Annotated in this window: 11 protein-coding genes; 4 read left to right on the top strand and 7 right to left on the bottom strand. The window is 66.8% G+C overall.

Going from position 1 to position 11,626, the window contains the following annotated elements:
- Positions 1–36: 36 nt before the first annotated feature.
- Entirely contained in the window at positions 37–909 is an 873-nt protein-coding gene (locus ASG25_RS09815) for an aldo/keto reductase family oxidoreductase (RefSeq protein ID WP_062472972.1), read from the bottom strand.
- Positions 910–1,145: 236 nt separating this feature from the next.
- Between ASG25_RS09815 and ASG25_RS09810 the strand changes: the two genes are divergently transcribed.
- On the top strand, positions 1,146–2,093 hold the full coding sequence (locus ASG25_RS09810; protein ID WP_244479403.1) for a LysR family transcriptional regulator: 948 nt from the start codon (positions 1,146–1,148) through the stop codon (positions 2,091–2,093).
- A gap of 22 nt (positions 2,094–2,115) precedes the next feature.
- Here the strand turns inward: ASG25_RS09810 and ASG25_RS09805 are convergent, their stop codons facing one another.
- Positions 2,116–2,505, bottom strand: coding sequence for a RidA family protein (locus tag ASG25_RS09805; protein WP_062472970.1), 390 nt, complete (start codon positions 2,503–2,505; stop codon positions 2,116–2,118).
- A gap of 151 nt (positions 2,506–2,656) precedes the next feature.
- On the opposite strand from ASG25_RS09805, the gene ASG25_RS09800 reads away from it, so the two are divergent.
- Positions 2,657–3,256: a TetR/AcrR family transcriptional regulator gene (locus ASG25_RS09800; RefSeq protein ID WP_062472968.1), complete on the top strand. Its 600-nt coding sequence runs from the start codon at positions 2,657–2,659 to the stop codon at positions 3,254–3,256.
- A 105-nt stretch (positions 3,257–3,361) separates the two neighbouring features.
- Here the strand turns inward: ASG25_RS09800 and ASG25_RS09795 are convergent, their stop codons facing one another.
- The 4 genes from ASG25_RS09795 to ASG25_RS09780 all read right to left on the bottom strand — a co-directional run bounded on the left by ASG25_RS09795 (position 3,362) and on the right by ASG25_RS09780 (position 7,906).
- Positions 3,362–4,234 carry a DMT family transporter gene (locus ASG25_RS09795; protein ID WP_062472966.1) on the bottom strand — a complete coding sequence of 291 codons (873 nt, stop codon included), beginning with the start codon at positions 4,232–4,234 and terminating at the stop codon, positions 3,362–3,364.
- 293 nt (positions 4,235–4,527) lie between these two features.
- Positions 4,528–4,845: a hypothetical protein gene (locus ASG25_RS09790; protein WP_062472964.1), complete on the bottom strand. Its 318-nt coding sequence runs from the start codon at positions 4,843–4,845 to the stop codon at positions 4,528–4,530.
- A gap of 110 nt (positions 4,846–4,955) precedes the next feature.
- Positions 4,956–6,155, bottom strand: a complete 1,200-nt coding sequence (locus tag ASG25_RS09785) for an amidohydrolase family protein (RefSeq protein ID WP_062472962.1) — start codon at positions 6,153–6,155, stop codon at positions 4,956–4,958.
- Positions 6,156–6,505: 350 nt separating this feature from the next.
- Complete coding sequence (locus ASG25_RS09780) at positions 6,506–7,906, bottom strand: helix-turn-helix transcriptional regulator (protein WP_062472960.1); 1,401 nt, start codon at positions 7,904–7,906, stop codon at positions 6,506–6,508.
- A gap of 125 nt (positions 7,907–8,031) precedes the next feature.
- Here ASG25_RS09780 and ASG25_RS09775 point away from each other — a divergent pair, with 125 nt between their 5' ends.
- On the top strand, positions 8,032–9,651 hold the full coding sequence (locus ASG25_RS09775; RefSeq protein WP_200942777.1) for an isocitrate lyase: 1,620 nt from the start codon (positions 8,032–8,034) through the stop codon (positions 9,649–9,651).
- A gap of 181 nt (positions 9,652–9,832) precedes the next feature.
- Here the strand turns inward: ASG25_RS09775 and ASG25_RS09770 are convergent, their stop codons facing one another.
- Complete coding sequence (locus ASG25_RS09770; RefSeq protein ID WP_082480053.1) at positions 9,833–10,546, bottom strand: helix-turn-helix transcriptional regulator; 714 nt, start codon at positions 10,544–10,546, stop codon at positions 9,833–9,835.
- Positions 10,547–10,667: 121 nt separating this feature from the next.
- Here ASG25_RS09770 and ASG25_RS09765 point away from each other — a divergent pair, with 121 nt between their 5' ends.
- Positions 10,668–11,567, top strand: a complete 900-nt coding sequence (locus ASG25_RS09765) for an EamA family transporter (protein WP_062472958.1) — start codon at positions 10,668–10,670, stop codon at positions 11,565–11,567.
- Positions 11,568–11,626 lie beyond the last annotated feature (59 nt).

Below are 11,626 nucleotides of genomic sequence, written 5' to 3'. Positions count from 1 at the left end.
CGACTTTCCGCTATCGAGGTTCTGCGGACCGGCGCGTCACCCCGCCGTTGCGATCGCGTCCAGACGGGCGAGCGTGTCGGCCGAAAGCGTGAGGTGGGCGGCCGCCAGGTTCTCGCGCAGATGGGTGCGGGAGGATGTGCCGGGGATGAGAAGGATGTTGGGCGCACGGGCAAGCAGCCAGGCGAGCGCCACCTGCATCGGGGTCGCGCTGAGGTCCGCCGCAACCGCGGTGAGCGTTGCCGACTGCAGGGGTGAGAAGCCGCCGAGCGGAAAGAAGGGCACATAGGCCGTGCCGGCCGCTGCGAGGTCGTCGATCAGCGCGTCGTCGCCGCGATGGGCGAGATTGTACTGGTTCTGCACGCAGACGATCTCGGCAATGCCGCGTCCCTCTGCGATCTGCGCCGGAGTGACGTTGGAGAGGCCGATATGGCGGATGAGGCCCTTTGCCTGGAGCTCCGCGAGCACGCCGAGCGGCGCTGCGATCGATCCTTCGGCCGGCCCGTGCACGTCGAACATGGCACGCAGGTTGACGACGGGCAGCGTCTCGAGCCCGAGATTCTCGAGGTTCTCGTGCACCGCCCTGGTCAGGTCTTCCCGCGAGAAGGCGGGATTCCAGGAGGCGTCCGCGCCGCGCACGGCGCCGACCTTGGTGACGATGACGAGACGATCCGGATAAGGATGGAGCGCTTCGCGAATGATCTGGTTGGTGATGTGCGGGCCGTAGAAATCGCTGGTGTCGATATGATCGACGCCGCTGTCCACCGCCTCCCGCAGGACCGCTATGGCTTCCGCGCGGTCGCGCGGCGGTCCGAAGACGCCCTTGCCGGCAAGCTGCATGGCGCCGTAGCCGAGACGCGAAACGGAGAGATCCCCGAGATGATAGGTGCCTGTCGTGTGGATATCGGTCATGGAACCCTCCTTGTGACGATGAGCATGAGATAGCGCCGGCGGCAGCGCTTGATAATCCGCGCCAATGCGCACAGGTTGTGCGGGCTGGCGGACAATCATGTCGGCGCAGACCTCGAAAGCGCGGTGCGTGAAAAGGATTCACGCACCGCGTTTCTACGTTTTTGTTTTGATGCATGTCGTTTCCCGAAACCGCTGCACACGTTCGGGCGACATGCAGGCGTGCAGGAGAAGGCGTGATCGAAAACGGAAGCTTCGAGATCGGAGATGTGAAGGCGTTCCTGCGGGTTGCCGCAGCCGGCGGTTTTCGCGAGGCGGCGCGTGTGTCCGGCAGCAGCGCGTCGGCGCTGAGCGATGCCGTTCGTCGTCTCGAAGCCCAGCTCGGCACCCGGCTTCTCAACCGGACGACACGCAGCGTGATGGCGACGGAGGCCGGCCGCGCGCTGATCGAGCGGGTCGACCCGGCCATGCGCGAGATCGATACGGCGCTCCGCCACGTCGTCGGCCTGGGGGAACGGCCGGCCGGGAGCCTGAAGCTCAATGTGCCGATGAGCGCGGCGCGACTGATTTTGCCGCAGATCGTCCCGGCCTTTCTGCAGGCCTATCCCGAGATCCGCCTGGAAATCATGACCGACGAGACCTTCGTCGACATCAACGCCGCCGGCTGCGATGCGGGGATCCGTTATGACGAGCGGCTGGAGCAGGACATGATCGCGGTGCCGATCGGCCCGCGCATCCAGCGTTTTGCAACGGCCGCCGCGCCTGCCTACCTCGCGGAGCGGGGGCGACCGGTGCATCCGCGCGATCTGCTGTCGCATGCCTGCATCCGCAGCCGCTTTGCCGGGCGGTCCGTCACACCCTGGGAGTTCGAGCGCGGCACCGAGACGGTCCGGGTCGATCCGGCAGCGCAGCTCGTCGTGCAGGCCGGCGGCGGCTCGGATCTTGGCGTTCTCGCTGCCGTTCAGGGTCTCGGGGTCGTTTCGCTTTTTGAGGGCTGGCTGCAGCCGTATTTCGACACGGGGGCGCTGGAGCCGGTTCTCGCGGACTGGTGGCCCAGCTTTCCGGGCCCTTTTCTCTACTATCCCGGCCGCCGCCTCGTGCCGAGCCCGCTGCGCGCCTTCATCGATTTCATCAAGGCGCGCCGCCATCAGGACGTGCCGGACGGACGATCGCCGACGGCGGTCTGACCCCCGTCGGCTGAGGGCCCGTTCAGGGGATGCGAGCGATGACCTTGATCTCGAAGTCGAAGCCGGCAAGCCAGGTGACGCCGATGGCGGTCCAGGCGGGATAGGGCTTCGTGCCCAGATATCGGTCCTTGATCGGCAGCACGGACGCCAGCTGGCGTTCGGGATCGGTGTGGAAGCTCGTGACGTCGAGCACGTCGTCAAAGGTGCAGCCGGCAGCGGCAAGCGTCGCCTTCAGATTTTCGAACGCCTGTTCGACCTGATCTGCGAAGTCCGGCTCCGGCGAGCCGTCGGCGCGACTGCCGACCTGGCCGGACACGAAGAGGAGATCGCCCGAGCGGATGGCGGCGGAATAGCCGTGCCGTTCGTAGAGCGCGTGGCGGTCGGCGGGAAAGATGGCCTTGCGGGTGGTCATGGCGTGATCCTCTTGGGGTTGCCGGGGTGGTGGCCGAAGCACACGGCTTCCGGACGCAACGAAATTCAGATACGCTGCGTATGCAGATACCTAATGGCATACGCTGCGTATGTCAATTACAGATACGTCTCGTATGTGAAAGAGGAACGGCATGGCGCGAACACGGGCGGAAACCATGGAGGAAAACCGGTCGAAGCTGATCGCCGCCGGACGTCGCGCCTTTGCCGAAAAGGGCTATGCGGCAGCGTCCATGGATGAGCTGACGGCGGAGGTCGGTCTCACGCGGGGCGCGCTCTATCACAATTTCGGCGACAAGAAGGGCCTGTTTGCGGCCGTCGTCGACCAGATCGACGGTGAAATGGCAGCGCGGGCGCGTGCGGCCGCCGCCGAGATGGGCGACGACTGGGCGGGTCTGCTGGCCGAGGGCACGGCCTATATCGAGATGTCGCTCGACCCGGAGGTGCAGCGCATCGTGCTTCTCGACGGGCCGGCGGTGCTGGGCGATCCGTCGCAATGGCCGAGCCAGGATACCTGTCTGCAGGTAACGCGACGCACGATCGAGCGACTGATCGAGGCTGGCACCGTCAAACCGGTCGATGCGGAGGCCGCCGCCCGGCTGATCAGCGGTGCTGCGCTCAATGCCGCGCTGTTCGTTGCTGCGAGCGACGACGCGGCCGGCAGGCTTCCCAAGGCGACCGAGGCGTTCCGGGCGCTGGCGACCGGGCTGCTCGCCGAGCCGCACCCGCGCTGAACGCGCATGCATGCCGCCCGAACGTGTGCAGCGGTTCGGGAAACGACATGCATCACAACAAGACCTTGAAGCGCGTTGCGTCGATCCTTTTTCACGCAGCGCGCTTTAGGCGGATCGCAGGTTCACCCGGTGTTCGCGCCAGACGGTGAAGAGCCCGGCGCCGACCACGATCATTGCGCCGATGATCATGTTTACCGTGATCGTCTCGCCGAAGAAGAGCACGGCCACACCGCCGCTGAACACAAGCTGCAGATAAGTCAGCGGCTGTACCTCGACGGCCGTCAGCAGGCTGTAGGCCTTGATCAGGAAATAATGGCTGCTGGCGCCGCAGATGCAGAGCGCGATCATCGCGGGCCAGTCGGCCGGCGCGATGGGCGTCCAGTAGAAGGGGCCGACGAAGGTTGCGGCAATGGCGCCGAACACGCTGGCATAGAGAACGCTCGTCATGGCGGAATCGTGCCGGCTCACCGCCCGGGTGGCGATGCTGTAGAAGCCATACATAAAGGCGGCTGCCAGCGGCACGAGGAGGCGGAGGTCGAACTGCACCGAGAGCGGATCGAGAATGACGAACACGCCGAACAGGCCGGCGAGCACCGCAAGGCCGCGACGCCAGCCGACCTTTTCTCCGAGCAGCGGCACGGACAGCACGGTGACGATCAGCGGCGTTGCCTGCAGGATGGCCTGGCTCATGGCAAGGCCGGCGGTGATGAGCGCGAAAACGACAACGACGACTTCGCCGACCAGAAGCACGCCCCGGAGAACCTGGAGAAGCGGCTGGCGGGTGACGAAGGCGCGTTTCAGTCCGCCGGGCGACATCGCCGCCATGAGCATGACGAAGACGGCAAAGGCCCAGAAGCGCACCATGACGATCATGATGGGCGGATATTTCTCGCCCAGCAGCTTGGAGAAGGCATCCTGTCCCGCAAAGATCGTGACGGCGAGGAGGACGTAGAGGTAGCCGCGGGTCTTAGAGGTCATGGGGATGGGGACACCCGGGGCGCCGGGACTGTCGAGGGCGCCCGGACTATTAGGGGCGCTGCGCCGATCGGGGGCATTGGAACGATCGGGGCCGCCGGGACGATCGGGACCGTCGGTACGTCTTGAATATCGGGCATGTCGGGCGTCATCCGGGCGTCGTTTCGGGCTGGAGGGGATCGGGCGTCAGATGGGTAAGCGTTTGCTTTCCACCTCGGTGCCCGTCTTCTGCCTAAGGCTTGTGCGGACGAACCGCAACGCCTTGTTGCGGCAAAACGGGGGCGACGCCCTCGGCGTCAGCGCAGGTTCGGAGCGCTCCAGCCCTTGGCCTCGTCCGTCCAGGCCTTGCCCGTGGCCTTGTCGAAGACGCAGAGCGTCTTGCCATGCGCGCCCTTCAGTGCCTTTTGCGGAAAGACGCCACTGACCAGCGTCACCACCTTGCCGAGCGTATCGTCGAACGCGACGATCTCGGAGACATGGGCGTGTTTCAACCCGCTTGCCGTCGCACAGGTTTCTGCGACCTTGAGGTTGAAGGCCGCCCAGGCGTCGTCGGACGAGGCATGGGCAAGGGTCGCGGTCATCAGGACGGGCAGGCTCAGGATCAGAAGGCGCATGGATGTTTTCCTCGATTCGACGGGATCATAGTGTGGAGGATGGTTGCCATTGTGGCAGCGCCGGCCCGCATGCGCCGTAAAGCCGCCCTGCCGAAATGCCGCCGGCGCGGTTAGCGAAGCACGCGTCCCTCTGCCGCGACCAGCCGCCCGCCCTTGAACACGCGTCGCCCTTTCGGCACCGAGACGACGGCGAGCGGCACGTGGTCCGTCGGAAGGGTGACGAAGTCGGCCCGCGCGCCGACTGCGATGCCGTAATCTTCGAGCCGCAGCGCCCTGGCGCCTGCGGCGGTGACCACGTCGAAGGCGGCGGAAAGCTCGGCATCCGTGTAGAAGCCGGAACGGTAGCCGATGATTTCGGCGCGGCGCAGCATGTCGCCGTCGCCATAGGGCCACCAGCTATCGCGGATGTTGTCGCTGCCGCCGAAGACGACGACCCCTTCGTCTCTCAGCAGCGCCACCGGCGGGAAGGCGTGGTTGCCGGGCGCGTTGGTCATGATCGCGATGCCGGCCTGCGCGATGCGGGCCGCCAGGCGGCGCGCCGCATCGGGTGGGAGGTCCCCGATCCCGTAGGCGTGGCTGATCGCGACATGCCCCTGCATGCCGAGCGCGACCGTGCGCGCGCAGATCTCCTCGATCGTAAAGGCACCGAGCGTGCCCGCTTCGTGAAGATGGATGTCGATATCGACGCCGTGCTTCTGCGCCAGGCCGAAGACGACGGCGAGATGGCCCTTCACGTCCCGGTCGAAGCTGGCGGGATCGAGCCCGCCGACGAGATCCGCGCCGAGCGCCAGCGCGGCGTCGAGCAGGTCCGGCGTGCCCGGGCTCTTGAGGATGCCGGATTGCGGAAAGGCCACGAGCTGGATGTCGATCAGGTCCCTGTAGTCTTCGCGCACGGCGAGGATCGTTTCCAGCGACGCCAGCCCGACGGAGCCATCGACCATGACATGGCTGCGCATCTGCAAGGAGCCCTGCTCGATGCAGAGATCGAGCTGGTCGCGCGCCCGGCGATCCATGGGGGCGGCCGAGGCCATGTTTTCGGCCTGGAAGGCCACCCGCTCCTTCACGTCGAAACCCTTGGTGCAGGGCCGATGCGGGATCCAGCGATCACCGTAGAAACTGGTGTCGAGGTGGATATGTCCCTCCACGAAGCCCGGGACCAGCAGCGCGCCGCCGATGTCGACGGTTTCGGCGCTGTCCGACGGCATGCCGGCCGGGGCGATCGCGACGATCCGCCCAGCGGTAACGGCGAGGTCGCAAAGCGTGCCGTCCATCAGCCGGGCATTGGTAAAGAGCGTGTCGGATCGGGTCATGTCGGACCTTTCAGGTGCAGCGTCGGGACGGGTCTCCGCCCTGGGGCATCGTCTCGCCTGCGTTGCGGAGAACGGCCTTCGTTACCCCGTCCGCAGGCTACGGCGCAAGACGCCCACCCGCGACTTGCCCCCGCCACTCGGCTCCGCCACGTGCCCCTCGCCGTTTGCCCCCCCACCACGTGCTCGGGCGCAATCGTCGGCATGTCCACGCGGCGCCGCACGGCGGGCCGAGGTTTGCGCCTCGATCGTCCATCGCGCGGGCAGCGCCCGGCCCGGTGAAACATCTCCCCCCTGCCGCATTCCCCCTTGCCGCATCTCGCCCCGCCGCATTTCCCCGGTGTCGCATCTCCTCAGGTGTCGGTAAAGCCGAAGGGCGCGGCGGTTCGGCGGAAGTCGTCGATGAGGATCTGGCGGCCGATCGGTGGCTCGGCGCGTGCCGTGCAGGTGGCCCGCTGGCAAAGGCGGCAGGTGATGCCGACCAGCGTTGGCGTGCGGTCGCTGTCGGGCCGGACGTAGACGAGGCGATCGGCATGCTGCGCGTCGCAGACCAGGGCCACGGCGCGATCGACCCGGGTGACGCCATGGGCGCCGCCACCGGCGCTGACCGTACGGGCGATGGAGAAGAAGCGCTGCCCGTCGGGAAATTCCAGCCACTGGGTGACGATTTCGCCCGGCCTGCGAAACACCTGATGCACGGTCCACAGCGGACAGCCCCCGCCCGAGGCCGAGACGGGAAAGCGGGCGGCGTCCAGGCGCTTTGAAACATTGCCGGCCGCATCGAGCCGGATGAAGAAGAAGGGCACCCGCTCCTGTCCCGGCTTCTGCAGCGTGGTCAGCCGGTGGGCCGTCTGCTCGAAGCTGGTGACGAACTGGCGGGACAGGGCGGCCAGATCGTAGCGCCGCGCTTCCACCGCTTTGGCAAAGGCGCTGTAGGGCATCAGAAGCGCCGCGGCGCCGTAGCTTGCCAGCGACCGGCGGGCCAGATTGGCGCTGGTTTCCGTCTGGAAATGCCCCTCGGCGACGGCATCGGCGATTTCCGTGCCGAATTCGAGATAGGCCAGCTGCTGGGCGAGCTGGAAATGCTGGCTTGCCATGTCGAGCGACTCGTCCAGCAGGATCTGCTTGCGGTGCAGATCGTGCCGCCGCAGCGCGTCCGACATGATGGCGGAGGGGAGGCGGCGGATGCGCAGGCCGTGGCGCTCGAGCAGGTATGGCGCAAGGCCGCCTCTCTCCGTCACCGTTGCCGAGAGCTTTTCCGCCACCGTGTCGAGGGTCGGGAAGCTGTTCCGGCGTGCGGCAAGAAAGCGACGCGTCGCGGCCACCGGATCGACCGCTTCGGACCTTTGTGCCCCCTGGCCGGGAAGGCGCTCGGCAAGCGCGATCTGCGCCTCGCGATAGGCGGTGTAAAGCCGCAACAAGGCCTCACTGAACCCCGGAAACCCGGTGGCCACCTCCGATGTCTCGGTTGCGGACAGGTCGATGTCGGCAAAGATCGGATCCTTCATCACGCTCTGCAGCCGGGCGGCATGCTCGGCACCGCCATCGCCGGCAAGATCGGCCAGATCGAACGTGTAGGCGCGCGCGAGCCGCAGCAGAACCTCCGCGGTGACAGGCCGGTGATTGCGCTCCATCAAGGCGACATAAGAGGCCGAGACCTCGAGGTCGGCCGCCATCTCCGCCTGTGTCAGCCCGAGATTGCGGCGCAGCCGCCGCAGACGCACGCCGACATACACCCCCTGCTTGTCTGCCACGGTGCCCCTCCATCCTTACAACATTACGAGCAAATTCTGTAATGCTTGACAAGTCTACACGGAAACGACGGACAGCTGCATGAGGGCTGCCGTACACAGGCTCCATCCGATGGAGGAGTATCCCGATGACCCCGATGAACCCGACGACCCCGACGACCACCAGACCCGACGCAAGAGAGATCGAAGCCCTGATCGCCGCCCATCCGCGCTGGAGCGGCATCACGCCTGACGCCGTCCTCCGGATGCGACGGCAGAACCAGTTCCGGACCGGACTCGACATCGCGCGCTACACCGCCGGCATCCTGCGCCGCGACATGGCGGCCTACGACGCCGATCCCGCCAACTACACCCAGTCGCTCGGCTGCTGGCACGGCTTCATCGCCCAGCAGAAGATGATCTCGGTCAAGAAGCACTTCGGGACGACGAAGGGGCGCTATCTCTATCTGTCCGGCTGGATGGTCGCGGCGCTGCGCTCCGAATTCGGCCCGCTGCCGGACCAGTCCATGCACGAAAAGACCAGCGTTCCCGCCCTGATCGCAGAACTCTACACATTCCTGCGGCAGGCCGATGCGCGCGAGCTCGGCATGCTGTTTCGCGATCTCGATGCGGCCCGCAGGGAAGGCGACATCGCCCGGGAGCGCCAGCTGCAGCACGCGGTCGAGACCTACCAGACCCATGTCGTTCCCGTCATCGCCGACATCGACGCCGGTTTCGGCAACGCCGAAGCGACCTATCTGCTGGCCAAGAAGATGATCGAGGCGGGCGCCTGCGCCCTGCAGATCGAAAACCAGGTGTCCGACGAGAAGCAGTGCGGCCACCAGGACGGCAAGGTCACGGTTCCCCACGAGGATTTCATCGCCAAGATCCGCGCCTGCCGCTACGCTTTCCTCGAACTGGGCATCGACGACGGCATCATCGTCGCCCGGACGGATTCGCTCGGCGCGGGCCTCACCAAGCAGATCGCCGTCAGCACGCGCGCCGGCGATATCGGCGACCTCTACAATTCCTACCTCGATTGCGACGAGGTCGCCGACCTCAGCTCTCAGAACGGCGATGTCATCCTCAACCGCGGCGGAAGGCTGATGCGCCCCAAGCGCCTGCCGTCCAATCTCTATCAGTTCCGCGAGGGAACAGGTGCGGATCGCTGCGTCCTCGATTGCATCACCGCGCTCCAGAACGGTGCCGACCTGTTGTGGATCGAGACGGAAAAGCCGGACATCGACCAGATCGCCGGCATGGTCGACCGTGTTCGCGCGGTCGTTCCCGATGCCAAGCTGGTCTACAACAACTCGCCCTCGTTCAACTGGACGCTGAACTTCCGCCAGCAGGTGTTCGACGCCTGGAGCCGAGAGGGCAGGGACATGACCGCCTATGATCGCGCCCGGCTGATGACCGTCGACTACGACGAGACGCCGCTCGGACGCGAGGCGGACGAGCGGATCCGCACCTTCCAGCGCGATGCCGCCGCACGCGCCGGCATCTTCCACCACCTGATCACGCTGCCGACCTACCACACGGCCGCCCTGTCGACGGACACTCTGGCAAAGGCCTATTTCGGCGAAGCCGGCATGCTCGGCTACGTCAAGGGCGTCCAGCGCCGGGAAATCCGCGAAGGGATCGCCTGCGTCAAGCACCAGAACATGGCCGGCTCCGACCTCGGCGACGACCACAAGGAATACTTCGCCGGCGACGCCGCCCTCAAGGCCGGCGGCTCGCACAACACGATGAACCAGTTCGCAGCCTGAGGGCGCAACGGGGGCCGCGGCGCCGCGTCTTGGCGCGCTGCCGCGTCCCCTCGTTTTAGGTCGGCCGTTATCGCTGCACGAGCCGAGGCCGACGTGTCGCAGGCACCATGAGCATCGTTTGCCCTCTTCCAAATAGGTAGCGTCGGCGCGCGCAGGCGCAGCGGCCCGGCCCTTCATGCCGTTATCCGTTCCGTCCGTCGAACGTCCGGCCCATCGTGTCGGAGAAGCCGCGGGCGCCGGCGGGGGTGATCGTCAGCGTCCGGCTGTTCGGCGTCCGCACCACCCAGCCGAGGGCAAGGGTGCGCGCCAGAAGGGCCGCGCCGATCTGGCCTGCGAGATGCGGCCGGCGCTCGCTCCAGTCGAGGCAGAGGCGGCAGAGCGGACGCGTCGATCGGCCGGTCGGGGCAAGATCGATGCCGAAGTCGCAGAAGAAGCGGTGGCCCGCGTCCGAGACAACGCCCATGCCGTCGGACCGGTGCAGGAAACCGCGCTGTTCGAGGGCGGCGGTGAGGTCGACGGCAAGACGGCCGGCCATGTGGTCGTAGCATGTCCTGGCCTGCCGCATGGCGGCGTCGCGCGGGCCGTGGCGCCGGGCCGGAAAGGCGGGCGGAGGCGGCGAAAGCGCCATGAGCCCCTCCAGGGCCTGTGCGACGGCGGCGGAGGCCAGCCGGAAATAGCGGTGGCGCCCCTGTCGCTCGGCGACGACCAGCCGGCCGTCGAGCAGCTTGGCAAGATGCCCGCTCGCCGTCTGCGGCGTGATGCCGGCCTGGGAGGCCAGCTCGCCGGCGGTCAGGGCATCTCCGCCGATTAGCGCGGCGAGCATGCTGGCGCGGGCCGGGTCACCCATGAGATGGGCCGATCGCGCGATCATGTTGCCGGTGGGATGGTCGATCATGGCGGAAGATTACCGCTTTGCCGGCCACGTGTCAGGCCCGGACGTTTCGGCGATCACCGAAGCGTCCGGGCCTGAAAACCTGTAAGGGTTCGTCCATCGCCATCAACGATCTGGACACGACATGCCCGTACCGCAGCCCCGCCTTGCCGTCAGCCTCTTGATGCTTCTGGCGCTCGCAACACTCTGGGGCGGCTCCTATACCTTCATCAAGATCGGCGTCGCCACGATCCCGCCGATCACGCTGATCGCCGCACGGACGATCCTTGCGGGCAGTCTGCTGTTCGTGGTTCTGCGCCTGCGCGGGCTGAGACTGCCGACGGACCGTCGCAACACCCGCCGTTTCCTCATCCAGGCGGCGCTGAACGCCGTCCTGCCCTTCACGCTCATTGCCTGGGCGGAGCAGCATGTGGATGCGGGGCTGGCCGTCATCCTCAACGCCCTGACGCCGGTCTTCGCCTTTCTGATCAACGCCATCGTCACGCGTCATGAAGCCGTGACCGGCCTGAAGCTGTTCGGCGTCGCCCTCGGGATCGGCGGCATCTGCCTCGTGGTCGGTCCGGCGGCCCTGACCGGCGTCGGCACGGATGTCGTCGCGCAGCTTGCCATCGTCCTTGCCGCGGTCGCCTATGGCGGCGCCGTCACGTTCGGGCGGACCTTCCGCGATCTCGACCCGATGATGCCGGCCGCGGGATCCCTGATCTGGGGCGGCGCGATCCTTCTGCCCGTCAGTCTCGTCATCGATCAGCCCTGGACGCTGGCGCCGGCCCCGTCGTCGATCGCGGCTCTCGTCGCCCTGTCCGTCTTTTCGACGGCCTTGGCCTTTGTCCTCTATTTCACGCTGCTGCAGAGGCTCGGCTCTGTCGGCACCACAGCCCAGGCCTATCTTCGCGTGCCGATCGGCGTCGGTATCGGGGTTCTCCTCCTGGGGGAAACGCCGAGTCCGAACGCGTTGCTCGGCCTGGTGTTCGTGGTGGCGAGCGTGATCGCCATGACGATGCCGCAGCGACGACAGGGTGCGTGAGAATGAGAGAGAGGCGCCACTCGCGTCCCCCGTCATTCCGCTTGTCTGAAGCGCGTCTC

This window comes from Rhizobium sp. Leaf384 (genome assembly GCF_001424065.1).
Classification (GTDB): Bacteria; Pseudomonadota; Alphaproteobacteria; order Rhizobiales; family Rhizobiaceae; genus Ferranicluibacter.
This window is presented reverse-complemented; position numbering and strand designations above follow the sequence as displayed.

Coding starts and splice junctions, on each gene's coding strand:
- ASG25_RS09800 (WP_062472968.1), top strand. CDS start 2,657: ATGGCGCGAACACGGGCGGAAACCATGGAGGAAAACCGGTCGAAGCTG.
- ASG25_RS09815 (WP_062472972.1), bottom strand. CDS start 909: ATGACCGATATCCACACGACAGGCACCTATCATCTCGGGGATCTCTCC.
- ASG25_RS09805 (WP_062472970.1), bottom strand. CDS start 2,505: ATGACCACCCGCAAGGCCATCTTTCCCGCCGACCGCCACGCGCTCTAC.
- ASG25_RS09770 (WP_082480053.1), bottom strand. CDS start 10,546: ATGATCGACCATCCCACCGGCAACATGATCGCGCGATCGGCCCATCTC.
- ASG25_RS09795 (WP_062472966.1), bottom strand. CDS start 4,234: ATGACCTCTAAGACCCGCGGCTACCTCTACGTCCTCCTCGCCGTCACG.
- ASG25_RS09765 (WP_062472958.1), top strand. CDS start 10,668: ATGCCCGTACCGCAGCCCCGCCTTGCCGTCAGCCTCTTGATGCTTCTG.
- ASG25_RS09790 (WP_062472964.1), bottom strand. CDS start 4,845: ATGCGCCTTCTGATCCTGAGCCTGCCCGTCCTGATGACCGCGACCCTT.
- ASG25_RS09785 (WP_062472962.1), bottom strand. CDS start 6,155: ATGACCCGATCCGACACGCTCTTTACCAATGCCCGGCTGATGGACGGC.
- ASG25_RS09775 (WP_200942777.1), top strand. CDS start 8,032: ATGACCCCGATGAACCCGACGACCCCGACGACCACCAGACCCGACGCA.